We start from the raw sequence: 26,310 nt of genomic DNA on the forward strand, positions 1-26,310 counted from the left end.
ATACTATCCTGTTTAAAATCATTTTTTGGATTGAATTAGATGGATATTTTGGCTCCCATCACTTTTAAGAATTCACGGATAAAGGCTGGGTGCGCAGGCCATGCAGGGGATGTTACCAAGTTGCCATCTACATAAGCGCCATCCACCGGAATGTCTTGGTATTCGCCGCCTGCAATGGTTACTTCTGGTCCAACTGCTGGATAAGCGGTAAGTTTTCGGCCTTTTACCACTCCTGCTGCGGTAAGTATTTGTATGCCATGGCAAACAGCGGCTACAGGCTTGTTTTCATCAAAAAAGTGCTTTGTTATTTCCAATACTTTCTGGTTCAAGCGAAGGTACTCTGGAGCACGTCCGCCTGCAATGACCAATCCTGCGTAGTCAGATGGGTCGACATCGGAAAAACTGTAGTTGAGCGCGAAATTATGACCAGGTTTTTCGGTATAGGTCTGGTCGCCTTCAAAATCGTGGATGGCGGTTTTAATGGTGTCGCCCTTTTTCTTGTCGGGGCATACGGCATGTACTTCGTAGCCCACCATCAAGAGCATTTGAAAAGGGACCATAGTTTCATAGTCTTCAGCAAAATCGCCTGTTAGGAAAAGAATTTTTTTCATATTTCAAGTATTTTAAGGTTAACAACTGAACAATCTTAAAGATACTGATGGTTCTTGGGAAAAGGAGAAGCGTTTGTATTAAATTATTATAAAATAAAGGAAGGTTTTAGGGAGTGTGCGCTTATTTAAATTTCTACAATTGCATGCATTCCTTTAGGATTCTATATGCTCTGGATATATGCCCTTCCACTGTTTTTATGGAGATTTGGAACCGCTCTGAAAGTTCTTTGTAGCTCAATCCTTGAATTTTACTACCGTGAAAAACTTCTTTGCATCTTTCTGGCAGTTCTTCCATGCAATTTTCCAATAGCTTGGCCCTTTTTTTGGATGTCTCGGAGTCGACGTTGGCAGCAAGCATTACGGCAGTATGGTAGTAAGCGGACAGCATGTCGTTATTGAGCCTCAAGTGCCTGTACTTGTCCATTAATCTATTATATGCCGCCCTGTACAAAAAAGCATTTAAGGATGTTTTTATGTGAATGCCCTTGCGTTTCATCCAAAGATTTAAGAACACATCTTGCACTACATCTTCAATAATTGCCCGATTTTGACAATAGTTGAGCAGAAAGGCACATAATTTCTGGTAGTAATCCGAATAGAGGCGTTCAAAGATTTTTTTATCTCCGCTTTTTAAGGAATTTATTATGAATATTTCATTTTTATGCTTCAAAAAGAGGGTGTTTTTTAAAAAAGTGATAAAAAAATAAAACTTTTTGATTTTTGAAGGGGGGTATCAAAAGCTTCCCGCGTCATAAGATTAAATAATTATTAAATATGAATCAAACTAAGGTTGATAAATTACTTCTAAAATTAATTGAAAATAGAATTTCGGAGGAAGAGTCCGAAGAATTGTTGGATTGGCTAAAATCTGAGGAAAACCTCAAATATTTCAATGATTTTGTTGAGATCAACCATTATGTAAATGCTAAAAAGACCTTTGCGCATAATGATGAATTGTTTGATCAAATCAAAAAAACAGGAAATAGGCACAAGTATCGGACAATTTTAAAATATGCTGCTGTGATTGCTGGTTTGATAGTGGCAGCATATATTTTCAAGGATAAAGTGTTTATCCCAGAAGGGCCGACCACGCCTATAATTGTAAACAATGAAATAGAACCTGGGCAAAACACAGCAGTTCTAACTCTAGAGGATGGAGAGAATGTAACCCTTGGCAAGGACGCCAACTACAAAACACAGAATTTAAGCGCGAAAGAAGACCAAATAGTCTACTCCCCCAAAGAAAACAGCACAAAAGCAGTTCAATACAATTATCTAACTGTCCCAAGAGGAGGGCAATTTTCGCTTACCCTTTCGGACGGAACCGTTGTTTGGTTAAACTCCGAGTCCAAATTAAAGTACCCGGTCAATTTCGTGGAAGGAGAGAGCCGGGCGGTTCATTTGGTTTATGGAGAGGCCTATTTTGATGTTTCATCGAGTACCGAGCACCAAGGAGCGGACTTTAAAGTGTACTATGAGAAACAGGAAATACAAGTTTTGGGGACACAATTCAATATAAAGGCTTATAAGGACGAGCCGGACGTGCTTACCACCTTGGTGGAAGGGAAAGTAGCGGTAAAACATGAAGAGCAAACCTTGGGAATTGTGCCCGGAGAGCAATCAAGGCTCAACACAAAAACTGGAGCCATCGCCGTATCGGAAGTAGATGTTTTTTCCGAGACATCATGGAAAAGAGGTGTTTTTAGCTTCAAGAAAAAACCATTGAAGGATATTATGAAAACACTTTCCAGGTGGTATGACATGGAAGTGGTTTTTGAAAAAAAATCCTTGGAAAACAAAAAGTTCAAAGGGGTGTTGAGAAAAAATCAAAGTATTGAAGATGTGTTGTCAGTAATCATGTCCAGCTCTTTGGATAGCTATGAAATAAAGAACAAAACCGTCATACTAAAATAAAATGCCAGCAATAACTCAAAAAAACAAAGTTTGCCAATGAAGAGACAAAACTAAAAAAAACGGGGATGGGCCATACTCGCCAAAGTTAAATGACACCATCCCCTTTGTACCATTATTAATTAATTGTTTAGAAACTAACTAATAACAATCAAATTTATGAAAACTAAACTAACGAAAGTTGGATTTCTGATCAGGAACCAGCTTCTTCTACTACTTATGAGAACATTTATTTTTTTATGTTGTCTAACTGTATTTAGCTTCACCCCGAACGACCTCGTTTCACAGAATTCCAGTATTAAAATAGAGTTCGATAAGGCCATGACGGTGGATGAGGTTTTTGACTTAATAATGAGTCAGACCGATTACAGCTTTATTTACGAGGTGGGCATGTTCGATGATTACCCGACCATTCCTGTAAAAAAGGGAAGGATTAGTACCAACAGACTGCTCAAAAAAAGTTTGGAGCCCGGGAACTTGAATGTTGTTCTGACCACGGACAATACCATAATGGTCAAAAAAAATTCTCCCAGAAACCGCCAAACCCAGATTGAGGTTTCGGGTACGGTGAGCGATGAGTCGGGTTTTCCATTGGTGAACGCGGTAATATTAATAAAGGGCACCAATAAAGGGACCACGACCGATTTTGACGGTAAGTACAGCATAACTGTACCTTATCCGGAAAATGTACTTCAATTTACCCACATGGGTTTTGAATCCAAGGATGTTAAGGTAGGCGATCAAACAACCATAAATGTTGTGCTGAAAGAAACGGCACAGGCACTGCAAGAGGTTGTGATTACCGCTCAGGGCATAAAAAAATCCAAAAAAGCCTTGGGGTACGCAATTTCCCAGATAAAGTCCGAAGAGGTAGAGCAACGTCCAGAGGCGGATTTGGCACGAACCTTACAGGGAAAAATTGCCGGTGTTGTAATAACTCCCGCCGATGGGCAGACCGGTTCGGACTCACCGATCAGAATACGCGGGAATGTATCGATTACCGGTTCCAATAATCCCTTGATAGTGGTAAACGATGTTCCTTTCAATGGATTGCTACGGGACATCAACCCAAATGATATTGAGAGTATGAGCATCTTAAAAGGATTTAATGCATCGGTACTTTATGGTAGTGAGGGTAGGAACGGGGTTATCTTGATCCAGACCAAAAGTGGCTCGGCCAAAGTGGGAGAAGCCGAAACCACGGCCACATATTCGACCACGGTGTATACCAATACCGTATCCCAGTTGCCCAAATTTCAAAACACTTACTCCAATGGTGGGGAAGGGGAATTTCAGCCAACCTTCTTATCCAATTGGGGACCGGCCTTTTCGGATATAGGCGAAGTGGCCCACCCATATGCCCCATTGAGCGATATTTTCCCGAAATATGAAGGTGCAACGCTGAACATAGCCGCAAAACCGAATAATGTTAGGAACATATTCAGAACAGGTGTGGGTACAACCCACTCGCTAACAGTTGCCACTTCACAAGAAAAGGTTGGATTTAACATCTCGGCAGGGTATACGGATGAAAAAGGTATTATTGAGCACAACGACCTAAAAAGATTCAATATAAGCGTTGGAGGCCGGGCACAGGTTTCCGATAGGTTAGATCTGTCCGCCACGCTCAACTATTCTTCACGAAAAGTAAACACAGTCTATGGGGAAAGTATCTTCAACGTTGTTTATTATCAACCTAGATGGATTGATTTGACCGAACTTCCCTATCAAAACCCATTGACAGGGGAGTCTGTTTACTACAGAAATGATACCAATCCGCTATGGATGTTGCACAATACCGGAATCAATGATATTGTCGAACACGTCTACGGTACGGTCAATGCCAATTATAAATTGAACGATGATTTTAACCTGATCTATAGGGCCGGTTATGATAGTAGGCATTTCAGTGGTTTTGAATATTCCAATAAGGGAGGGTATGATGACAATACCTTTAAAATTGGATACTTGCGTTTGGATAGCAACAGGGACGTGGACGTTAACCAGACCATGATTCTTGGTTTCAACAAAAACATTACCGAAGACCTGAATTTGGAGGCTCAGATTGGGGCAAACTCCAGAATTACCCGATACCAAAGTAGATCATCTGATTCTGATGGACAGGTTGTTTATGGTTTTTTAAGGCCCAGTAACTATACGATTACCGAGTCGGATTATACTAGTGAAGATGAAAACATAGCCGGTGTGTTCGGACAGTTTCAGTTTGCGTACAAACGCTATCTGTATGCAACACTTTCTGGAAGAAACGATTGGGGAAGTACCGTAGAAAGGGATAATCAATCTTTGTTTTATCCAGGTGCTTCGGTATCCTTTGTTCCTACTTCTGCTTTTGATTTTGGAGGAAATGTAGTCAACTATCTTAAAATTAGAGGAGCCTACGCAACATCTTCCGGTTATCCCAACCCATATAGGACCAGAAGCACATTAATTATTGATAACCTCAGGTTTGCGGCGGCAGATGGTTCATATCCTGTAACCAACAGGTATAGTACCAGATATGCCAACCCAGATTTGGCCCCGGAGCTTCATAAGGAATTTGAGATAGGCCTGGAAACCAATATGTTCAACAATAGATTAACATTGGAGACCTCTATTTATAAGAGAATCTCCGAAGACCAGATTGTAGCCTCTCCTTTAGCTGGCTCGTCAGGGTTTGATACACAGTTCATTAACCTGGGTAGGGTTGATAACAAAGGAATTGAAGTGGACTTGGGGATTGACCTGATAAAGAACGAAAACTTCCAATGGAACTTCCGAAACATATTCACGGCAGATGAGTCATTGGTAGTTAAAACAACAGATACGGGAGCAAATATCAACCTTATAGAAGACAGATATGCTGTAGAGGGTCAGCCCTTTGGAGTTATTATGGGAGATTATGCCCTTCGCGATGATAATGGAAACCTTTTGATCAGCGGAAATGGCTCCAGTACCAGGGTGGGCGAGGTGATCACCAGTACCGATGTTGGTTTGGACAATAAGGTTATTGGGGATCCCAATGCCGATTGGCGACTCACCAATATAAATTCCTTTAGCTACAAAGGCTTTAGGCTGTCCGCCCAAATTGAGTACAGACATGGAGGCGAAATATATTCAACAGCCGTAAGCAATATGTTACAGCGTGGGGTAACAAAAGATACCGAGGATAGGGATGGTGCTTTTGTAATACCCGGATATTTGGCAGATGATGCTACGGGAGAGCCGCTATTGGATTCCAACGGAGACCAAATACCCAATACATTTCAAATGAACCCGGGTAGAATCTCTTACTCCAATTACTACAATGCCAACGATCTGGCCATGTGGGATACTTCTATTTTTCGTATAAGGGAGGTTTCCTTGGGATATACCTTAACAAAGAAAAAAGGGCAGGCCCTACCATTTCAAAGAATTGATTTTACCCTTTCGGGAAGAAACCTATGGTACAAAGCACCAAATTTTCCCAAGTATACCAATTACGACCCCGAAAGTGATGGTCTCGAAGGGGATAGTACAGTTCCCTCAACAAGAAGGATCGCTTTAGGAATATCGGCAACATTTTAATCCTACCTAAAAAGAAACAAAATGCAAAAAATAGTAAAATACTTTAGTATAAGCACGCTGGCTTTACTACTCTTTTTGGGTTGTGAAGTCTCAGATTTTGACCTACAGGAAAACCCCAACTATCTAACACCCGATAGTGCAGATCCTGAATATATGCTCAACGAGGTACAATACCTTTTTCAACACTATATGACTTGGATGATCATCAACACAGACGATATTATGCGTTACGAAGCCATGACGGATACGTATGGGGATGTTGTCCCTACAAGTGTAATGGATGGGGGTACAAGTAAAGAATGGGATACCTACTACGAAGCATTGAACAACGTAAGAACCATTGTAACACTGGCAGAAGAGGATGAAACCTTGCTCTTCCATAGTGGTATTGCCAAACTTTTAATGGGATACCTAACCGTTACCATGGTCGACTATCTAGGGGCTATTCCCTATTCCCAGGCCGTGAACAATGCAGAGTACCCCAATCCCGAGCTGGATGGAGGTGCAGCACTATATCAAATGGTGTTGAGCGATATTGATGAGGCCATTGCCGAAATCAACGAAGCCAATTTCGATTTTTCCACAGACCTGTTTTATGGCAGCGATAAGGACAAATGGATTGCCTTTGCAAATTCCTTTAAATTGAGAATCCTCGTACAGGCAAGATTGGCAAGTGCAGATATAGGAGTATCGGATATTCAGGGCGAGATCAATGCGCTGTTGTCCCAAAACCTAATCGATACCCAAGACGAGGACTTTCAATATACCTACAGTACAGTACAAGAGCCCGAAAGTAGACACTTATATTTTCAAAGAGCCTATGTAAGTGGGGTTGACCAGTACATAGGTAACTACTTTATGAATATGCTCAAGGAATCTAAGAGTAATCCTGATCCCCGCATACGTTATTATCTATACAGGCAATCCAACGAAGACCCTTTTAGTGGCCCCCCTTACTTGCCCTGTCAAGGTGATCCAGATGTAGATTATTGTTACGTAGGTGACCAATATTGGGGGTACGACCACGGGGAAAGCCGCGTAGGCAGAGGAGATAATCTTCTAAGAACCGTATATGGTATTTATCCAGGAGGTGGAACTTTTGATGAAGATCAATTTGTAGATGCTCCCAGCACAACCAATAATTTGGGAGGAGCAGGTATTTTGCCTTTGCTTACCTCATCTTACGTTAGTTTCTTGAGGGCCGAAGCAGCCATTACGCTGGGTACAGATGGAAATCCGGCGGAACTGTTGGAAACAGGAATCAGGGCCTCTATGGACAAAGTATTGGCCTTTGGTGGCGTAAGTTCCGGTTATGCTGCCACAAGTGCAGATGTGGATGCTTATGTAGATGAGGTGTTGCTTAACTACTCCAATGCAGCCACAGACGAAGAAAGGTTGGACATTATTATGACCGAGTATTATTTGGCAGCTTTTGGAAACTCTGTGGAATCCTATAATTTTTACAGGCGAACCGGATATCCATCAAATATTCAAGTACCCATAGATGATGATGACCCTGTATTTCCTCGAAGCTTCCCGTATTCAAGATTAGAGGTAGAAAGGAACTTGTCCCTTACGCAGAAGAACAATTACGATAAAGTATTCTGGGATACCAATCCTGATGGTTTCATTAAATAATTAGCAAAAGATTTCTATTATGAAAAGAAGTAAAAGCATAACATTTTTATTGGGGCTGTTATTGATGATAGGTTGCTCCAAAGAGAACAATACGCTCGAAGATATTACCGATAGAGGAGGGTTTGTATCGTTCGACGAAACTCCGGAACTCAGCTATAGTGTGTTGAGCTTGGATTCCGATGTAATATCCGCCCAACTAGTAGACTCCAATGGGAATGCAATAAGTTATTCCCTCTCGGTTACCTATGGAGATGTTACAGCAGAGGATATTGTAACCGTTACGCAATTTCCTTATAATTTGGAACTGCCCATTAGCCAAGTTATTGAAGCTTTGGGGCTTACCGAGGAAGATATAGCGTTGGGGTCAACAATGTCTTTTGTTGGAACCGTTACAAGCCCCAACGGGACATATAGTGGTGCCTCTCCAGACTTAAATGATAACAATGAGAACGAAGGGGGCGACACCACGGATAGGTCCAAGCTATATTTTCCGAACCAGGCAATGGAATTTTCCATATCCTTTTTTCAGCCAGCCGGAAAAAAAATTAGAGGTACCTCTTTTGAAGAAGTTCCCATTGGAGCAGAAGACGCTCCTTACAATAGAAATGGCAGTAACGATGAAACCTTGGATCTGATCAATGGAGAAGCACCTCCTTATGTAGATTTTATTGCGGCGGGCAACGGCGTGGACAATGAACTTGGTTTTGATTCGGAATACCTAGCCATTACCGATATAAGTAGCAGCAGTTTGGGCTTTTCGGCAGAGCGTATTGGGGTTTTCTCGCTGTTGGAAGACTACGAAGCATACCCAGATGGAACCCAAGGATTCCACTCAGAAGATGCGGATGGGGCCATCCGTATCACTTTTGATACCGTTGAGGTTCCAGAAGGGCAAGAGAACTCAGGGGTTTCTTTCCAAGTGTTTTTTGGGGATTCCAGCTGGGAAGAATTGGACGGCTTACATGCCTATGCCAATATTGTCACAGATTCGGGTGCAGAAGTTCTTGAATTGGCTAGCATCTTTAGTGATGATGTTGAAGCTGTAGCTGGTCAGTGGTATGAAATCAATAGTGGTTATCTAAAAGGAGTCCGTTCCTATCAGTTGGTGATTCAAATACAATCTGGGGCAACCCCGGAGTCTTTTGATATTGACAATGTGATTATATACGAATCTGAAGATTAATGCCATTTTTTGATTGATCTTTGGGAATAACTTTGTTCTCATGTGCATTAAAAATGTCAACCCCATTTTTTGGGGTTGACATTCAATAAAGAAAAATATCATTATGGAAAGAAAGATTATAGGACTATTTGTACTTGTTGCCCTTTTGGCGGCATGTAACGGCAAAAGCAAAATAGAAGCGGATATTTTGATTGTAAACGGCGAAGTCTACGACGGGGTAGAAACAATGCCCCAATCACTTTCCATAGCCATAAAAGGCGATACAATTGTTTGGGTAGGTGATCAAAATGATAAAGAGGTGGTCGCCACCAAAACAATAGATGCGAAAGGACTTATTGTGTCCCCCGGTTTTATTGATCCGCATACACATGCCACTAACGATTTGGACAATTCCAAACACTCGCATAACAAACCCTTTCTTTTTCAAGGAGTAACCACGGTAACCGTGGGCAACGACGGAAGCAGCCCCTATCCTTTGGCAGAATACCGGGACAAGTGCCAAGAACTAGGTGTGGGCACCAATGTAGTCGCCTTGGTGGGCCATGGAACCATTAGAAAACAAGTAATGGGGGAAAGTGATCGCAAAGCTTCTAAAGAAGAACTTGCCCAAATGCAGCAACTCATGCAGCAAGAACTGGATGCGGGAGCATTTGGCATGTCCACCGGACTGTTCTATGCACCGGGAAGCTATGCAACAACCAACGAAGTTGTGGCATTGGCAGGGGTCGTGGCCAAGAACAATGGCATCTATGACACCCACATGAGAGATGAAAGCACCTATTCCATTGGATTGATACCAGCAGTGCAGGAAACCATCGAAATAGGGGAAAGGGCAAATATTCCCGTACACATTTCCCATATCAAATGTTTGGGGGTAGATGTTTGGAAACAAAGCGATTCCATCATCAAAATTGTTGAAGAAGCACAGGACAAAGGAATTCATGTTACAGCCAATCAATACCCTTATGATGCTTCTGCAACCAGTTTAAAAGCAGCGGTAGTTCCAAGATGGGCAGAAAGTGGGGGAACAGACTCCTTGTTCATACGTTTTCAAGATGCTGAGCTGAGAAAACAGATTCTGAAACAGACCCAGACCAATATTGCAAGAAGGGGAGGACCGGAGAAATTACTGGTTATACAAGCACCGGACACTTTGCTTCAGGGGAAAAATCTGTTAGAAATAGCCCAAGATTTGGAAAAAAAGCCCGAAGAAGCTGTTTTTGATATTTTAAAACAGGGTTACATTAAAATAGCCTCGTTCAACATGAACCCGTACGATATTGAAAACTTTATGGTCCGGCCATGGGTGGTAACAGGTTCGGACGGTGGATCGGGACATCCCAGAAAGTATGGCACCTTTCCTTATAAATATCGCGAGTTTGTTAAAGAAAGGAATGTCCTGGATTTTGCCTCTTTTATTAACCAGAGCAGTTCAAAAACAGCCAAGATCCTAAAACTTTCAAAACGAGGAGTTCTCAAAGAAGGCCATTATGCCGATATCATAATATTTGACCCAAATACTTTTACTGATAGGGCAAACTATTTGGATGCCTTTCAATTCGCGGAAGGATTGATCTATAGCATCATAAATGGAAAACTGTCCATAGAGGAAGGTGAATTCACAGAAAAACTAAACGGAAGAATGTTGAAAAAGTAGCCGAGGAAATCAAAAAATTCATTGGTGAAAAATCAATGGTTACTTCCAAAAAAAAAACAAAAATGAAAACTATAAATTTTATAACAGGTCTTTCCTTCGGAAAGGAAATCATCATCATGGTTTTGATGTTATTTGTAGCTTGCTCTTCAAGTGAGGGCAACAACGACGATACCTCAGCAGAAACGGATGTACAAGCTCCATCGCCCCCTACAGGCTTAACGGCCGATAATATAACACAGACCTCGGTGGAATTGAACTGGGGTGCTGCTTCCGATAATGTAGGGGTTAAAAATTATTCCCTTTACCAAAATGGTAGTTATTTGGCAAGTTCCGGTCAAACATCTTACGTGTTGAACAATTTAGAGCCTGGTAAGATGTACGAGTATCAGGTATTGGCAACCGATGCCGCTGGTAACGAATCTACGCTAAGTGAAGTTTTAAAAGTAACTACGGTCAGTGCAATTGAGGCCGAACTACAATATGCATCGGGAAATATTGATACGTACCTGCAAAATTTGATAAATAATGTACCGGGCAGCGGCGAAAACACTTATAGGGTACCCACCCAAAATGATTTGGAAAAATGGAATCAGGTCATTGACGATCTGTTGAGCGACAATATTTCAGATGCTGTTTCCAAAGCTGTTGATTTCAATTATCAGATTACGGAATTTACAGATACCACTTTATCACCAAACCAAGTGTTCTATGTATTGGCCGAACACAGTTCGCAATCCAATCATTGGGGCATCTATGTTTTCAGCAAAACACCTAACAAGGAAGATTTGGTATTGATGGCTCCCCACATTAAGTACGATACCAATACGGGTTTTGAGGCCGTATATTCCTTTAGGAACAATGTGGCCAAAGCACTTCTTTTAAGTGGTACGCACAGGTGCAATAGCACCGATAGATCGGAATGTTCCGGAACAACTTCCGCTTGTGGGTCAAATGGGGCCTACCGTATTTCTGACATGGCACATAATACCAATTCCGCTTTTCAAGAAACGACAGAGGTTATAGCTACAACTTTACCGAATACGGTATTTGTACAATTACATGGTTTTGGCAAGGATTATGGAGACCCCGATGTTATAATGAGCAATGGAACCACGGAAACCCCAGATACAGATTATGCCTCCTTGATCAAGGATGCTCTTTTGGATGAGGATAATACATTGACTTTTAAAATTGCCCATATTGATACGGATTGGACTCGATTAAGGGGCTTTACCAATACGCAAGGAAGGTTTATCAATAGCTCCCCTGACCCATGTAGCACTTCAGCTAGCAGTACAACAGGAAGATTTATCCATATTGAACAAGCTAAACCAAAACTGCGCAAAAATGCTTCTGGCTGGGCAAAAATGAGCAATGCCTTGAGCAATGTTTTTTAAAAAAATGAAAAGCAATAAATTTTTGTGGATTTTACTGACCTAAACAAAAGAGGTCTATTATGACGAAAATCGACATAATAGACCTCTTCATTATTTTTCCGGTATATACTATTCCTCTGCTTTCAAATTGCTTAAATATTCTATTAAATCGCGTAGTTCACGTTTGCTGATCATCTTGCCCATGGCAGGCATGCCCGACGGCAAATTTCTTCTCTTTTGAATTCGAGAGTGGGCCACTTCTAAAGGTTCGGCATCAGAAGTGCGGAGAATCAATCCCTCCTCGTTCTCTTCTACCAATAGTCCTGTAACCTCTTGTCCGTTGGTCAAGGCCAATACTACGCTTCCGTAACCTGGAGCAATTCGCTTGGAAGGCTCGATCAAAGATTCCAGGATTTGCTCACGGGTCAATCTGTTGCCAATATCGTCCATGGGAGGGCCTACTTGGCCGCCTGAGCCTTTCACTGCATGACAGCGAACACATTGGGCCGTTGGGTTACTTATAAAAACATTTCGACCGGCCCACCAATTGCCACCATATAAGGTTTCTACGTAGGCATCGGTACCATAGCCTTGACTTTTTAATGAGGCAAGTTCGTTTTTAAGCATCTCGGAGTTGTTGTCGGAGGCAGCTTCTATCAAATCGAGCATAACGGCTTCATCAATACCACCACGAGCAGCCTGATTCAACAAGTCGGAAAGCACTACTTCGCTTTTTTCCACGGGCATCTCTGCCAAGACTTCCAAAAGTGCTTGTTGCTCACCAACACCACCTTTGCTGAATATGGGGTTTACAATGCTTGGTAATTCTTCTTTTGTCAACGAAAGTTCACCTATCAAAGTCACGGCGGTTCGTCTTACTTGTGCGTTTTCATCACTCATGCCCATGCGCATTGCTCGTGCCAACTGTTCATAAGCTGTATTGCCCAATGCGGTTAACGCTTCAGCCCTAGCTTCAGGCGAAGCATGGGTGCGTAGGAGCTGAACCAACCGGTCTTCATGCCCTTTTAAATGCAAGGCGGACAATAGTTTTAGTGCCCCTACCAATACCTCTGGGCTTTCATCAGACAAAAAATCTGACATACTTCCCGTTACTTTATTTTGAATGGGCTCCAAAGGTCTTTCTTTTGCTCCCAAATGATACCCGTCCACACGGTCCATTACCGATGGAGAAGACCATGTGCTCAGTGCGGCCAAGGCCTCACCGCGTAATTCCGAAGGGGCATTTTCGTTTTTGGCATAATCGATCAAATTATCCAGTTGCTTTTCGCCACCCACTCGAAGCGCGGCGTTGATGACACGGCGCATAAGCGGTTCGGAACTGTATTTTGGATTTTCCAACAGTGCGGCCAAATCTGCAAGCGCTTTTTCAATACCCTTGTCATCATTGATGGCACGAGCTGCTTCGGTAACAATAAATTCATCACTATCCTTCAGGAATATAGCTACTTCTGGGCGTTTCATTTGGCGAAGAGCCAAAACCGAAGCGATTTTCAAGGAACGGTTATTGCTATTGGCCATCTCGACCAAAGGTTGGTATTTTCCGATTCTGGATAGAGCCAAAACACCAGCATGACGCAGATAGACATCTTCATCGGCATTTTCTGCCAACATGTCCAATAGGGGTTGCACGGCATTTTCAGTTTTGATTCGCCCCAATGCCTGGGCGGCAAAAAATTGTACCCGAGGGTTTTCTGAATCGAGTAGCGCTATCATTTTATCGCTTCCTTCGGAATGACGAACATCTCCTAAAACCTTTAAACTTTGTGCTACGATTTCTGGATCTTCATCATTTAAAAGTTCCACTAAAAGGTCAGCTTTATCGGTATCTTTTCCAGCTTGTTGACCTATTCCCCAGATTGCATGGATTCTGGCTAATTGATTATCGTCTTCTTGCACTACCTGTTTTAATTTACGATGGCCCCAAAAAGTGCTTTTGGCCAATTCAAATTGTGCTTTTTGACGAATACGCATATCAGGATAGCGCAATAATTCAACCAGTTCATCATTATCCAAACCTTCAAAGTCCGTGGTCATCCATTTTTGGGTTTCGGCACGTTCATCGGCCAAATCGTTTTCTGAATCGGTTACGTCCAGTTTCCAAACCCGACCTGAATTTTTAGTGTTCCAACCGTTGATCCAATCGGCAAGGTAAAGGGCTCCATCGGGACCGAATTTTATGGCGGTAGGCAAAATGCCGCTCAACATGTCCACTTCGGAATCGAGCTCGAAGGAGGCTCCTTTTGGTTTAAGGTCAAAAGACCAAATATGCGATAGCGATGGGTCGCCCACAAATTCGACCAAAAAGAATTTATCCACCCAGTCCGAACCCAAAGCAGTCCCAGGGTTAAATAACATTCCCGTAGGGCCGTTGTGGTAATTCATGATAGGAGGGATGATATGGGCAGCTTGCCCATCCCATCTGGGGAGGTATAATTTTTCGTCCATCCAAACCTTATAGTCGTTGTTTTTTGGGTCGGTATATTTTCCATATTGCCAGTTGGAACGCCATCCCGCATCGGAACCTTCAACAATATGAACCAAACGCTCACTTTCACCTTGGTGATCTCCATCATTATCAGAAGAAATAATATTGCCATACTTGTCAAAAACAAACTCATGGGTGTTACGAAGACCATGGGCAAAAACCTCAAAATCCGATCCATCGGGATTGCTGCGTACAATAACGCCTTGATTGGAATAGGGATACCGATTCCCCTCTTTGTCGGTAATGTTGGCTCCAATGTCACCGATGCCCCAATAGAGTTTGCCATCGGGTCCCATAACGGCACCTGACATTCCGTGCCCTCCAAATCCAATATGAACGCCAAACCCAGTAGCTAGGGAGGTTTTGGTGTCAAATACTTCGTCGCCGTTGGTATCTTCCATACGCCACATATCTGGGGCGACCCCTACGAACAAGTTTTCACCATCTACGGCCAAAGCGTTGGCTACATCGGTTACTTCGGTGTGGAAATCGTGTACTACCCGGGTTGCTTTCTCGGCAAGCCCATCGTTGTTGGTATCTTCCAAGCGCCATACTTCTTCCTCTTCTATAGCTAAGTCCCTCCAATCGTGACTGCCATCGTTGTTGAGGTCGGCCAGCCATGAATTTTCTTCACTTTTTTCGGGAGCAAAGGTTTCGTGCAAAAATGCCTTTCGGTCGGTTACGGTTTCAAAACTGTTGGAAGCGGTCATCCAGTGCCTATAACCACGAATATCAAATTCTGAGTTTTTTTGACGGTTGGTACGGGTAAAAAAGATACGACCTTGAGCATCGATATCCATAGCGATAGGGTCGGGGGCAAGGGTATCGGGAGCCCATAGGTTAAGTTGAAGGCCTTCGGCCAATTGTACAGACCCCATATTTTTGGATTCGGCAACTTTTTGATTTAGGTAAGATGAATCCAACTCAATGGTAATAGGGGTTTCGGTTGGTTTTGATGATTTTTTTTGACAGGAAACGACAAAGAGCAATCCAAGAAGGAAGATTGTTCCTAACGGTTTTATGTGCATGATTTTTTAAGGTTTGATTCAGTTAAGGTTGAAAAGGTATGAAAATAAATTCTCCAACGCTTTGTATTGGCATTAGTTTTTCTCCTTTGAACTTTCCCATTTCTCAATAATGGGTTCCAAAATATCATCTTCAACCCCATATACTTTGCCTTCTTTTGCAAGCGGCATAAATTTATCGATGTATTGTTGGCTCAATGCTGTGGAATCACCGTATTGTTCTCGCAAGTCATCAAGCTTTTGGTGCAAGTCCTTTTGAATTTCGGCATAGGCTGGGTCACCGTAATAATTATGTTGTTCCAGAGGGTCTTTTTTTCTGTCGATCAACTCCCAATAATCAAGGTCAAAATAGTAGTGTATCAATTTGTAATCTTTTGTAATGACTGCATAATGTCTGTTTACATTATGTTCCGAAGGATGCTCGTAATAATGATAATATACAGCGTCTCTTTCCCAATTGTCCAAATCGCCGGTTAGTACGGGAACTAAACTTTTCCCCTGCATATCGCTGGGCTGAGGGGCTCCTGCTACATCGAGAAATGTTTGTGCAAAATCCAAGTTTTGAACAAGTTCATCAGATACACTCCCTGGTTTAATCCTATCTGGCCATGAGACCAATAGGGGTGTTTTTAAACTTTCGTCGTAAACAAATCTTTTATCGAACCAACCATGCTCCCCTAAATAAAATCCTTGGTCCGAGGTGTACACAATAATGGTATTTTCCATCATATCATTGGCTTCTAGATAATCCAAAACACGGCCAACATTCTCATCAACTGATTTTATGGTGCCAAGGTAATCTTGCATATAGCGTTGGTAACGCCATTTGGCAAGGTCTTCATCCGACATGCTAGGGTATTCTTCTACAAATTCTTTGGCTACTTTTTCGTAGGCTGCATCAAAATTGGCTCTTTGGGAGGAATCCATTCTTCCTAAAGCATTTTCGAACCTGAGTTTGTCAAAACCAATTACTTCTTCCAAACCTAATTGATCCATAACTTCGGGGTATAGTTTGCTATCGTTGGCCCAGCCCATATTGCCATCAATTTTCATTTGGGCTACCTTGGCGGCTGGCATCTCTTCATGGTCATCAAACAAGGTTGCGGGTTCTTTAAAGGTTTTTTGAGTGTACTCTTGCATGTGTCTTTCCGCCATAAACCAAGAGCGGTGCGGGGCTTTATGGAGGTACATCAGCATAAAGGGTTTATCGGCTTGGCGTTCGTTGTCCAGCCAATCGAGGGTCATGTCCGTAACTATGTCGGTTACATAACCTTTAACATTTATTTCCCCTTCATTTTTGGTAATAAAATCAGGGTTGTAGTAAGCACCTTGTCCTGGTAATATTTTAAACTGGTCAAACCCTTTGGGGTTGTTGCCAAAGTGTAACTTTCCGAACATGGCCGTTTGATACCCTGCTTTCTGTAACAGTTGTGGAAAGGTAACGTTGGTGGTGTCGAAAGGAGAAACATTATCCACTTTGCCGTTCACATGAGAGTGTTTTCCCGTTAGAATTGTTGCTCTGGATGGGGCACAAATAGAGTTGGTAACACCGGCATTGGTGAACAACATGCCCATTTCGGCAATTCTATCAATATTGGGAGTTTCTATCAAACTGTTGTCATACGCAGAAATGGCCTGATACGCATGGTCATCCGACATAATGAATACTATGTTGGGTTTTTTGGGTTTTTCGTCTTTGACCTCGGATTTGCACCCGATGAGTAAGGTTAGGCAAAAAACAAGATTTGTGAGTGTTAAGATACTCTTTGTTAAGGTTTTTGGTTGGTTTATTTTGAATGCCATATTAGTTTGTTTAAGCAAATCATTTATTTGGGACAAAAGATAGTCAATTCCGCGGATTTTTGTTGTTGATGTTTTAAAATTGGAGAGGTGGGTTTAGGGAATGGGGGGTTGAGACAATAACCCGACAATCTTTTCTTTTGGGGGTGAAGAGGGTCTTCTTTAATTTGAAAAAACCACTGTTTTCAGGGGTTGTAAAGGGTGGGGAATTTGTACTGACACCGAAAGGGACACCTTTTTAACAATAATTTAACGATTATGCACTTTTAAGATACCAAATGGGTACAATAAGAGTTAAAATAAATTAATGAGCTTCAAAAGGACAAAATTTCAAATTGAGCAATGCCAGGTAACTCAATCAAAATTTTAAATAGACCATCTATTTAACTACGATATTAAAATCCTTCTACAGTATGTACAGAAACCAAAATTAGACTAAATCCTGATTCTTAATTTTGCTGCAACTAATTTTTGATTGTTAATAACTCGAATCCTTACAATATTCCCAAAAAATCCATTAACCTCAAATGGAGCCATTTGAAAACATATAAAATTTGTCAAATTAAATTTGACAGTATTTGAATAAAATTAATTAACTATCTGTTTGTCAAATTTATGTGAATAACTAATTCTAGTATTGGTTAATACCTTCTCCCTTTTGTTTCTACTTTTATTCCAAGAATTCTGCAATAGAAAACAAAAGTGCTTTTGTTCATTTTTTAATCTTAAAAAGAAGCAAATGAACAATTTATTGATACTAGAACGATTAGATCGTTTGGAACGGCTCATGATAGCCAACAAAGAAGTGCTAACCTTTGAGGAGACCTGTGACTATACCGGGATTTCCAGAAGTTATTTGTACAAGCTGACCGCTAGGGGAAATATTCCGCATTCCAAGCCTAATGGAAAAATGATATTCTTTGAAAGGAAGAAGCTCAATGATTGGCTTCTTCAAAATAGTCGGGTGTCCCAAGATGAAATCAATGAGAAGCATAACGGCCCTCATTCTAAAATCGAAGGTAATGGTTTCGGCTAAGGATGATAATAACTTGTACTTTGTCAAGGATTCAAAGAAGAAAACGGTATATGATTACACCATGGAATATTTGGGAACCAAGTATGATATCATGTACAATGAGATTTCCCATGATTTCCAGATAGCCCTTAAAGGCTCCAGGGAGTGGCAATATCTGAACCTTAACTCCCTTATTATAGAGCTTGCTAAAGCTGGTGTGGATATCCCGACCGGAAAACTGGAGATACTGATACGATCGGAGTGGATTCCCAAATACAATCCCATCAAGGAGTATTTCAACAATCTCCCGATATGGGATGGAGAGGACCATATCCTAAAGCTGGCATCCTATGTGCCTACTTATGAGAAAAAGTCCTTCAACTATCATTTCAAAAAATGGCTGGTCCGTGCCATTAGATGTGCCCTGGAACCCAATTATTTCAACAAGCAGGCTTTCGTGCTTTCCCATCAGGGACAAAACTCGGGCAAGTCCACATGGTGCCGATTTCTATGCCCACCCGAGCTCAGTGAATACATGGCCGAGGATATCAGCAATGACAAGGATGCAAGGATTCAGTTGTGCCGGAATTTTTTATACAATCTGGACGAACTGGCCGTGCTGTCCAAAAAGGATGTGAATGCGCTAAAGTCATTTTTTTCCAAGACCTTTATAAATGAACGCCTACCGTATGATAGAAAAAACACCACCCTGTCACGGATATGTTCCTTTGTGGGATCCACCAATATGTCATCCTTTTTGAACGATGAGACAGGATCGGTCCGTTGGCTCTGTTTTGAGCTCAAGGGGAAAATAGATTTTTTGTATTCAAAAGAGGTCGATGTCAACAAGGTCTGGTCACAAGCGTATCATTTGGCCTACTCGGACCCCAGCTTTGACTCCGAACTTTCCATTGAGGACATACAGGAGAACGAGGAAAGGAACAGGAAGTATACGAAATTGACCTCGGAACAGGAAGTGGTTGCCAAGTACTATGAAAAGTCCAATGATATGAAAGACTTTAGGACGGCATCGGATATCATGGTAGAGATTGCATGTCTCAACCTAAGGTTGAACCACATCAATATCGGTCGGGCACTGGCCGGGTTTGGTTTTCAAAAGGTTAAGCATCCCAAACGACAGGTGTACGGCTATTTGTCCCGACCACTCTTTGGGGGAAGCCCATGGGAAATGGAATTTGCAAAGAAAGAAGAATAATACCTACCTAGTTACCTAAAGCAGGATAAAGCCAATGGTCATGGGGCAAAACTTTAGGTAGGATATATAACTTCCATCTTACCTAAAGGTTACCTAACCTACCTTAAAGGGTAAGATAGGTAAGTTGAAAAAACATCTGACCTAGCTTGAAAACCCCTGTCATCATTGGGTTAGGTAAGAAGGTAGGAGAAATAACAAAACTTGAGACAATGAGAGAAAAAAATAGAAATACCATGGACTGCGAAAAAGCCCGCAACATTGACATCGTTTCCACGCTGGCCAAGTTGGGGCACTTTCCAGTCCGGAAAACGGAAAAAGAAGCTTGGTTCCTCAGCCCGTTCCGTACCGAGACCCAAGCCTCTTTCAAGGTATCGTTGAAAGAGAACTATTGGATAGACTTCGGAACCTTTGAGGGGGGCAGCACCATAGACCTGGTCATGAAAATGGAGAACTGTTCGGTAAAGGAGGCATTGGAACGATTGTCGGGTCCTACAGAATTTTTTTCTTTTCGCCGGCAGCCGAATCCAACCAAGAAGGAACATAGGGCCAATCCGATTGAAATCATCGAGGATAGGGAAATCGAACACCGGGCCCTTCGAACCTATCTGAGCTCCAGAAAGATCTCGACCAACACAGCAAGAAAACTTTGCAAGGAGGTCCACTATAAGATAGGAGGGCGGAAATATTTTGCCATCGGGCTCCGAAACAGGTCGGGGGGCTGGGAACTGCGGAACAGATATTGGAAAGGGTCCACATCGCCAAAGGATGTTTCATTGATCAAGAACGATTCCAAAAACTTGACCATTACCGAAGGCATGTTCGATATGCTTACCCTAATGGAGCTGATGCCGTATATCGTAAACAGCCATGACCTTTTGGTATTGAACACCACGGCCTTCGTAAAACGGATGATAAAAGAAATAGGGGAATATGAAAATGTTGAGCTGTTTCTTGATAGGGACAAAACGGGACTTGGGATGACAGAACTTCTATTGGAAAAGTGCCCGAACAGCAGGGATATGTCCTCTCTCTATGTGGATTTCAAGGATATGAACGATTGGTTGGTAAAAAGCGCGAAGGATGAAGTTTGGCAACGAATTGAAGATGTGTCATTGTCATGACAAATCTTGCTTTTGCTCCCGTAGGTCGCAAAAGATGATGTGAAAATGAAGAAAGAGTTCGTCCAGTTCCGGTGCTCGGTCTACGAGAAGAAACTGCTGAGGGTCAAGGCCCGAAAGAGTGGTCTTTCCATTAGTGAGTACTGCCGAAGAGCGGCCTTCGAGGACCGAATCGTTGAGCGGATGACGGACGAACAGATAGAGGCCTATAAGCTATTGGTCAAATACCAACGCAACTTTAAACTGATCACCAACATGTTCCGAAAGCGGAACCCAAAGTTGGCAGAAGAAACGGCACAACTGGCCAAAGAGATACGACAACACCTTTTAAACTTCAGGAAATGATAGGCATGGGAAAGTCCATATCGCACACAGCAGCTTCCATGAGCTACGGGATGAACCAGGAGAAAGGATCGGAGATCGTCCACAGCCAATATCTGGCCGGGGAGACCCCACGGGAGATCACCGAGGAGTTCAAGGTCATCCAAGAACAGAACGAAATGTGCCGGAAGAACACGCTCAGCTTTGTGCTCAGTCCCACCATCGAGGACGGCAGGAAACTCGAAAGGGAACAGCTCAAGGAAATGACCGAGCGGTTCCTTAAGGAAATGAACCTCAAGCAGCATCAGGCCGTTGCCTTTGTCCATAGGGACAAGGAACATGTGCACGTCCATCTGTATGCCAACCGGATAAACTTTCAGGGCAATGCCTATAATGACAGTTTCATCGGAAAGCGGAGCCAGCAAGTGGCGGAACTGGTGGCCAAACAGATGGACCTGACCACGGTAAGGGAGGTACAGCAGGAAAAGCTGTACCGGATGCAACATGTCCGCTCTGAAATACAAAAAATCCATGAAAAGGTCATGGCCAGGGAACGGCCAAGGGATTTTGACCAGTACATCAAATCCATGGAACAGAACAATGTGAAGGTCATCCCCAGCATCAACAGGCAGAACCAACTGCAGGGCTTCCGTTTTGAGTACAAGGGAACCAACCTAAAGGGAAGCGAGGTGCACCGTTCCATGTCCATGGGCAGGATCGCCAGGCAAATGAACTTTGAAAGGAACATGGCACAACGGATAGCCAAGGACAAGAGCATGCAACTTTTGGGCAAGACAGTGAATGTCCCGACAAGTCTGACCAAGACCATTATCAAGAAAACCATTAAACTGGCCATCAAGGTGGTCAGGGACACGGGAATAGGAATCTAAATAGAACAACATGGCAAAACTGGATGAAATAGCGGAACTGTTGACCGAGGAGATCAACGGATTTGAGAAGAGCATTGGCCGATTGGAAAAAGTACATGAAGATTTGCAAAATCTTCCATTACGGCCAGATACCAGCGAATTAAATGCTCTTCTAAAGGAGTACGGCAACAACCAAAAAACCAACATTGAGGAACAGCAAAGATTGATGCGGAAAATCCTTTACAAGGTGGAGCGGTCCATTCTATTGCCCAGTTGGGCCATAAAACTGTTCTGGGGATTGTTGGTCACGGTCCTGTTGGTCCTTGGATTTTCAATTCATCAGGTGTCAAGGATATCCAAGAAAGAAGAGGCTGCATATATAAAAGGTCAGGATGATGCCATTGAACACTACGGGACATTCTTTGAAGATAGCCCAGAGGCAAAGGAACTCTACCAAAAATGGCTGGAGGGAAAAGGCAAAAAGTAGGACAGCGCCCTATTCTATTTTTGCTATACGCTTATCTTCCCAAACGCTGCAAAAATAGGCCAGGATCCGAGCGCTGAAGTTGGGGTAAGGGATTTGGGGACAAGTGGTCTCGCCATAAACCTTAGCCCCCCATAATAACTACTATAATCAGACTTAGAATTGAAATCCAATTTTGTGAATACCTCAGGGGGATGTCTGTTGTTTGGTAATAAATAATCCTCGGAGCAAGCCCACGAGGTATTCAACGGAACAATATGTTATCATTTTTTAAAAAACCATCCGTTTTTCAAACATTTCCTTTACTACACCCGGGGCAGAGCCTTGGGGAATTCTATTGATTAAAACATATACCCTAGTAGGTGTATATAAAAGATTATTTTTACATCAAATCACTGATAATATCTGAAACAAACAGAATAGAATACAAAGAAAAATTAACCAGAGACCTGGATTTGGAAAAGGAAGTGATTGCTTTCCTCAATTATTTGGAAGGTGGGTTAATTTACTTAGGCATTGATAAGCAAGGGAAAGTACTTGGTGTAGATGATATTGACAGTGATATGCTTAAAATCAAAGACCGTATCAAAAACAATATTGCTCCTTCGGCCATGGGTTTATTTGATGTAGTGGCTGAAGAACGTGACGGTAAAGACATTATCAAGATTATTGTTGCCGGTGGAAGTGAAAAGCCCTATTTCAAAAAGAAATACGGCATGACCGAAAAAGGCTGTTTTATTCGTGTAGGCACAGCGGCCGAACCCATGCCGCAAGCTATGATTGATAAACTTTTCGCCAGCCGTACCCGTAATTCAATAGGGAAAATAAAATCGCATCGTCAGGATTTAAGTTTTGAGCAGCTACATATCTATTATCAGGAGAATGGTAAACCTCTTAACAAACAGTTTAAAAAGAATCTAGAACTACTTACCGAAGACGGTTTCCTTAACTATGCAGCCTACCTTTTAGCAGATGTGAACAATGTATCTATTAAAGTTGCTAAATATAAAGGCCTAGATCGGGTAGACCTTCTTGAAAATAATGAATATGGATATTGCTCGCTCATTAAGGCCACAAAAAGTGTACTGGATAAAATTGCAGTAGAAAATACAACTTTTGCGACCATTACATCAAAAGAACGTATTGAGAGAAAGTTATGGAATCCTGTAGCCTTGCGTGAAGCCATATATAATGCCATAGTACATAACGACTACACCCGAGAAGTACCACCTAAGTTTGAAATATTTGACGACAGGATTGAAATAACATCTGCCGGTTCCTTACCGGACGGACTTAGCAAAGAAGATTTTTTTGAAGGCGTTTCTATGCCGAGGAATAAGGAGCTAATGCGTATATACAGGGATTTGGATTTGGTAGAGCAACTGGGCTCTGGCGTTCCACGGATTTTAAAGAGTTACGGAAAGGAATGTTTCCGGTTTATGGATAACTTTACCAGAATGACTTTTCCTTCTTCTGAAAAAATCACCGAACAAGTTACCGAACAAGTTACCGAACAAGTTTCAAAATTACTTTCTGTAATGGGTAGGGATGAAACTACAACGGCAGAATTAATGACAAAGTTAGACATGAGGCATCGTCCAACATTTTTATATAATTATTTACAGCCGGCACTTGATGCAAAATTGATTGAAATGACAATCCCGGACAAACCGAAAAGCAGTAAGCAACGATATAGGTTAACGGAAAAGGGAAAACAGATTAAGTGACTTTAATGGTGATTTTATTAATTTCTATTTGAATATGACCTATCAGTCAAAAAATGAACAAGATATTACCGGCTTAAAAAACCGCACTAATTTTTGTTTCCCATTTGTACTTCATACCTTGTTAACCCCTGTGAAATAAGGAAATTTACATAATGCATCAGGGGTTTTCCGGAAACCCCTTTGTTAAGGCCATATTTCTTGTGTAGCCCAGATTTTAGGATTTTCCTATCTTTTCCGGCTCCTGGATCAGCTATGTGGTCGGCCAAACGCTGATCGAGCAATTTTCGGTGCTCTAACGAAATTTCTGGATTCTCTTCTTCCTGATATGTTTCTACAAGGGCCAATATCAAGGGGCAAAAGGTTTAAGAGTTTTTTGACTTGATCCTTTCTTGAAAGCTCAATTTCTTTTTTTAACAATTGCATATCTTCACTGACCTTTCGGTTCAATATTTTTGCATAATGTTGCGTGGTTCGGAGTGATTTGTGCCCCAGCATCTTGCTTACAGACTCAATGGAGACGCCATTGGAAAGTGTAACGGTGGTCGCAAAAGTATGTCTGGCAATGGGTGGTCAAATGTTTTTTAATACCACTGAGGTCAGCTATTTCCTTTAAATAGGCATTCATTTTTTGATTGGTCAATACGGGTAGCACCTTTTTATCTACAAGTAAGGGGCTATGCTCGTATTTTTCAAGAATCATCAATGCTGTTGGAAGAACGGGAATGTTACTTTTGGTTTTTGTCTTGGTACGTTTGGTATTTATCCAAAGATCTCCGTCAATTCCTATCACAAAATCATCATGGGTCAGTTTTTTTACATCCGCATAGGCCAATCCGGTAAAGCAACAGAAAACAAAACAATCCCTTACATGCTCCAACCGTTCATTTGTAAAAGGATGATCCATTAGTCGTTGAAGCTCTTCATCAGTCAGGAATTCTCGTTCTACAGTTTTTAATCGGGCTTTCCAATTGGCAAAGGGGTCTGTTTTGATCCAACCATTCGCATAAGCGATCCGTATTATCTTTTTAAAGTTCACCACATACTTGATTGCAGTGTTATGGCTGCACTTTCTTTTTGTCTTTAGATAATATTCGAAACCGGAAATAAAGGAATGATCCACATCTACTACAGGAATATCTTTCTTTCGAAGCTCGTTCTGTAAGTATTCGGCCAAATGGCTTTTTGCGGTTTTGTAACGTTCTGCTGTACCAGGAGCAAAATCTTTTCCAACTAATTTTTCAACCCTGTCATTGTGCTCTTGAAAGATTTCCAATAACATTTTTGAGGGCTTATCCACACCTAGGTAAGAATTTTTAATTGAAACAGCGGTCAATGGTCGGCCCTTGTCTTTCAATTTATCCGCATGCCGAAATAGGTCGGTACGTATTTTCATTAATTGCGAATTCAGTTGGCGAACTTCTTGCGAGAACCCCAACACCTTTCCATTGGTAGCATCCCAAGTGTTGGGATAAATTTTGCGACCTGTGCTGAATTCCGAACGCTTTCCATTTACTGTGATTCTGATATAGATCATTGCCCGACCTACTTTGTCGGTTTTGTGTTTTTTGATGTAGAATAAGAGAGATAACATAAAAGGGACACCTATTTTAACATTATTTGCCTTGAAATTAGCAAAAAAATATTAAAAAATAATCCCTGTAATACATTGATTAACAATATTTTAATTGATGTTAGGTGTCCCTTTTTGGTGAGATTTCAGGTGACACCGAATTGGGCACCTATTAGGATGATATTAAATGATATCATTTGATATCAAAAAAAAATAAAAACCCTGTAAATTATTGATTTACAGGGTTTTTTGTTTAGAGATGATGTCTCTCAGCGGAGGAAGAGGGTCTTCTTTAATTTGAAAAAACCACTGTTTTTAAGGGTTGTGAAGGGTAAGGAAGTTATACTGACACCGAAAGGGGCACCTTTTTAACAATACTTTAACAATTTTACAATTTTAGATTACCAAATAGGGCCATTGAGATTTAAAATAAGTTAAAGAGCCTCAAAAAGACAATATTTTAAATTGAACATGCTATGTAACGAAATCGCAATTTTATGTAGACCACCTATTAACCATGGAATGAAAATATTTCAATAGGTCATTTTATGACATTTCCATTTTAGTAACCTAACTTTCCTGGCAGGCAAGAGGTCACCGGTTCGAATCCGGTATTCTCCACAGTAACAGTAAGGCTTCAAGAGTTTTTAACTTTTGGAGCTTTTTTTATTTGCACGCAATTTGCACGCAAACTCAGGTCAAATTTGTTTTTGATTATT

The 26,310-nt window shown here is 41.7% G+C and carries 20 protein-coding genes; 13 read left to right on the forward strand and 7 right to left on the reverse strand.

Annotated elements, in window-relative coordinates; all coding sequences use genetic code 11:
• Positions 1-35: 35 nt before the first annotated feature.
• Together AC13CC_RS06960 and AC13CC_RS06965 are read right to left on the reverse strand one after the other, a co-directional pair.
• Positions 36-611, reverse strand: coding sequence for a DJ-1/PfpI family protein (locus tag AC13CC_RS06960; RefSeq protein WP_326279442.1), 576 nt, complete (start codon positions 609-611; stop codon positions 36-38).
• 133 nt (positions 612-744) lie between these two features.
• Positions 745-1,281: an RNA polymerase sigma factor gene (locus AC13CC_RS06965; RefSeq protein ID WP_326279444.1), complete on the reverse strand. Its 537-nt coding sequence runs from the start codon at positions 1,279-1,281 to the stop codon at positions 745-747.
• Positions 1,282-1,385: 104 nt separating this feature from the next.
• Here AC13CC_RS06965 and AC13CC_RS06970 point away from each other — a divergent pair, with 104 nt between their 5' ends.
• The 6 genes from AC13CC_RS06970 (at position 1,386) to AC13CC_RS06995 (ending at position 11,961) form a co-directional block, all read left to right on the forward strand.
• Positions 1,386-2,525 (forward strand): FecR family protein, encoded by a 1,140-nt coding sequence (locus AC13CC_RS06970; protein WP_326279446.1) that lies wholly within the window; start codon positions 1,386-1,388, stop codon positions 2,523-2,525.
• Between the two features lie 156 nt (positions 2,526-2,681).
• Positions 2,682-6,086: a SusC/RagA family TonB-linked outer membrane protein gene (locus AC13CC_RS06975; protein WP_326279447.1), complete on the forward strand. Its 3,405-nt coding sequence runs from the start codon at positions 2,682-2,684 to the stop codon at positions 6,084-6,086.
• 21 nt (positions 6,087-6,107) lie between these two features.
• On the forward strand, positions 6,108-7,724 hold the full coding sequence (locus AC13CC_RS06980; RefSeq protein WP_326279449.1) for a SusD/RagB family nutrient-binding outer membrane lipoprotein: 1,617 nt from the start codon (positions 6,108-6,110) through the stop codon (positions 7,722-7,724).
• Positions 7,725-7,743: 19 nt separating this feature from the next.
• A complete protein-coding gene (locus AC13CC_RS06985) occupies positions 7,744-8,907 on the forward strand; it encodes a hypothetical protein (protein WP_326279450.1) in 1,164 nt (387 codons plus the stop codon).
• A gap of 103 nt (positions 8,908-9,010) precedes the next feature.
• The gene (locus AC13CC_RS06990; RefSeq protein WP_326279452.1) at positions 9,011-10,564 is read left to right on the forward strand and encodes an N-acyl-D-amino-acid deacylase family protein; all 1,554 of its coding nucleotides are present in this window, start codon (positions 9,011-9,013) and stop codon (positions 10,562-10,564) included.
• Positions 10,565-10,626: 62 nt separating this feature from the next.
• Complete coding sequence (locus AC13CC_RS06995) at positions 10,627-11,961, forward strand: fibronectin type III domain-containing protein (protein ID WP_326279454.1); 1,335 nt, start codon at positions 10,627-10,629, stop codon at positions 11,959-11,961.
• Positions 11,962-12,069: 108 nt separating this feature from the next.
• Here the strand turns inward: AC13CC_RS06995 and AC13CC_RS07000 are convergent, their stop codons facing one another.
• Both AC13CC_RS07000 and AC13CC_RS07005 read right to left on the reverse strand, forming a co-directional pair.
• Positions 12,070-15,474 carry a DUF7133 domain-containing protein gene (locus tag AC13CC_RS07000; protein ID WP_326279455.1) on the reverse strand — a complete coding sequence of 1,135 codons (3,405 nt, stop codon included), beginning with the start codon at positions 15,472-15,474 and terminating at the stop codon, positions 12,070-12,072.
• A gap of 72 nt (positions 15,475-15,546) precedes the next feature.
• On the reverse strand, positions 15,547-17,274 hold the full coding sequence (locus tag AC13CC_RS07005) for a sulfatase family protein (RefSeq protein ID WP_326279456.1): 1,728 nt from the start codon (positions 17,272-17,274) through the stop codon (positions 15,547-15,549).
• 736 nt (positions 17,275-18,010) lie between these two features.
• Here AC13CC_RS07005 and AC13CC_RS07010 point away from each other — a divergent pair.
• The 7 genes from AC13CC_RS07010 to AC13CC_RS07040 all read left to right on the forward strand — a co-directional run bounded on the left by AC13CC_RS07010 (position 18,011) and on the right by AC13CC_RS07040 (position 24,021).
• Positions 18,011-18,307 (forward strand): helix-turn-helix domain-containing protein, encoded by a 297-nt coding sequence (locus AC13CC_RS07010; RefSeq protein WP_326279458.1) that lies wholly within the window; start codon positions 18,011-18,013, stop codon positions 18,305-18,307.
• Positions 18,294-19,502 carry a virulence-associated E family protein gene (locus AC13CC_RS07015; RefSeq protein WP_326279459.1) on the forward strand — a complete coding sequence of 403 codons (1,209 nt, stop codon included), beginning with the start codon at positions 18,294-18,296 and terminating at the stop codon, positions 19,500-19,502. Before AC13CC_RS07010 ends, AC13CC_RS07015 begins: the two co-directional genes overlap by 14 nt.
• Before the next feature lie 209 nt (positions 19,503-19,711).
• Positions 19,712-20,623 (forward strand): toprim domain-containing protein, encoded by a 912-nt coding sequence (locus AC13CC_RS07020; RefSeq protein WP_326279461.1) that lies wholly within the window; start codon positions 19,712-19,714, stop codon positions 20,621-20,623.
• A gap of 45 nt (positions 20,624-20,668) precedes the next feature.
• Positions 20,669-20,965 (forward strand): mobilization protein MbpA, encoded by a 297-nt coding sequence (gene mbpA / locus AC13CC_RS07025; protein WP_326279463.1) that lies wholly within the window; start codon positions 20,669-20,671, stop codon positions 20,963-20,965.
• Positions 20,966-20,970: 5 nt separating this feature from the next.
• Positions 20,971-21,831, forward strand: coding sequence for a relaxase/mobilization nuclease domain-containing protein (locus AC13CC_RS07030; RefSeq protein ID WP_326279465.1), 861 nt, complete (start codon positions 20,971-20,973; stop codon positions 21,829-21,831).
• 10 nt (positions 21,832-21,841) lie between these two features.
• The gene (locus AC13CC_RS07035) at positions 21,842-22,297 is read left to right on the forward strand and encodes a DUF6730 family protein (protein WP_326279466.1); all 456 of its coding nucleotides are present in this window, start codon (positions 21,842-21,844) and stop codon (positions 22,295-22,297) included.
• Positions 22,298-22,695: 398 nt separating this feature from the next.
• Positions 22,696-24,021: a Fic family protein gene (locus AC13CC_RS07040; protein ID WP_482876270.1), complete on the forward strand. Its 1,326-nt coding sequence runs from the start codon at positions 22,696-22,698 to the stop codon at positions 24,019-24,021.
• A gap of 86 nt (positions 24,022-24,107) precedes the next feature.
• Here AC13CC_RS07040 and AC13CC_RS07045 read toward each other — a convergent pair whose 3' ends face one another.
• From AC13CC_RS07045 to AC13CC_RS07055, 3 genes are read right to left on the reverse strand one after another with little or no spacing between them, the layout of a single operon-like run.
• On the reverse strand, positions 24,108-24,371 hold the full coding sequence (locus tag AC13CC_RS07045) for a hypothetical protein (RefSeq protein WP_326279467.1): 264 nt from the start codon (positions 24,369-24,371) through the stop codon (positions 24,108-24,110).
• Positions 24,268-24,585, reverse strand: coding sequence for a tyrosine-type recombinase/integrase (locus AC13CC_RS07050; RefSeq protein WP_326279478.1), 318 nt, complete (start codon positions 24,583-24,585; stop codon positions 24,268-24,270). Before AC13CC_RS07050 ends, AC13CC_RS07045 begins: the two co-directional genes overlap by 104 nt.
• On the reverse strand, positions 24,530-25,612 hold the full coding sequence (locus AC13CC_RS07055; RefSeq protein ID WP_326279469.1) for a site-specific integrase: 1,083 nt from the start codon (positions 25,610-25,612) through the stop codon (positions 24,530-24,532). Before AC13CC_RS07055 ends, AC13CC_RS07050 begins: the two co-directional genes overlap by 56 nt.
• Positions 25,613-26,310 lie beyond the last annotated feature (698 nt).

The organism is Flagellimonas sp. L-11 (assembly GCF_056857735.1).

Bases quoted from the DNA above. Each gene is read 5' to 3' on its own strand.
- AC13CC_RS06990 (WP_326279452.1), top strand. From the start codon at position 9,011: ATGGAAAGAAAGATTATAGGACTATTTGTACTTGTTGCCCTTTTGGCG.
- AC13CC_RS06985 (WP_326279450.1), top strand. From the start codon at position 7,744: ATGAAAAGAAGTAAAAGCATAACATTTTTATTGGGGCTGTTATTGATG.
- AC13CC_RS06980 (WP_326279449.1), top strand. From the start codon at position 6,108: ATGCAAAAAATAGTAAAATACTTTAGTATAAGCACGCTGGCTTTACTA.
- AC13CC_RS07030 (WP_326279465.1), top strand. From the start codon at position 20,971: ATGGGAAAGTCCATATCGCACACAGCAGCTTCCATGAGCTACGGGATG.
- AC13CC_RS06970 (WP_326279446.1), top strand. From the start codon at position 1,386: ATGAATCAAACTAAGGTTGATAAATTACTTCTAAAATTAATTGAAAAT.
- AC13CC_RS07000 (WP_326279455.1), bottom strand. From the start codon at position 15,474: ATGCACATAAAACCGTTAGGAACAATCTTCCTTCTTGGATTGCTCTTT.
- AC13CC_RS07020 (WP_326279461.1), top strand. From the start codon at position 19,712: ATGAGAGAAAAAAATAGAAATACCATGGACTGCGAAAAAGCCCGCAAC.
- AC13CC_RS06975 (WP_326279447.1), top strand. From the start codon at position 2,682: ATGAAAACTAAACTAACGAAAGTTGGATTTCTGATCAGGAACCAGCTT.
- AC13CC_RS07035 (WP_326279466.1), top strand. From the start codon at position 21,842: ATGGCAAAACTGGATGAAATAGCGGAACTGTTGACCGAGGAGATCAAC.
- AC13CC_RS06995 (WP_326279454.1), top strand. From the start codon at position 10,627: ATGAAAACTATAAATTTTATAACAGGTCTTTCCTTCGGAAAGGAAATC.
- AC13CC_RS06960 (WP_326279442.1), bottom strand. From the start codon at position 611: ATGAAAAAAATTCTTTTCCTAACAGGCGATTTTGCTGAAGACTATGAA.
- AC13CC_RS07015 (WP_326279459.1), top strand. From the start codon at position 18,294: ATGGTTTCGGCTAAGGATGATAATAACTTGTACTTTGTCAAGGATTCA.
- AC13CC_RS07010 (WP_326279458.1), top strand. From the start codon at position 18,011: ATGAACAATTTATTGATACTAGAACGATTAGATCGTTTGGAACGGCTC.
- AC13CC_RS07005 (WP_326279456.1), bottom strand. From the start codon at position 17,274: ATGGCATTCAAAATAAACCAACCAAAAACCTTAACAAAGAGTATCTTA.
- mbpA (WP_326279463.1), top strand. From the start codon at position 20,669: ATGAAGAAAGAGTTCGTCCAGTTCCGGTGCTCGGTCTACGAGAAGAAA.
- AC13CC_RS07055 (WP_326279469.1), bottom strand. From the start codon at position 25,612: ATGTTATCTCTCTTATTCTACATCAAAAAACACAAAACCGACAAAGTA.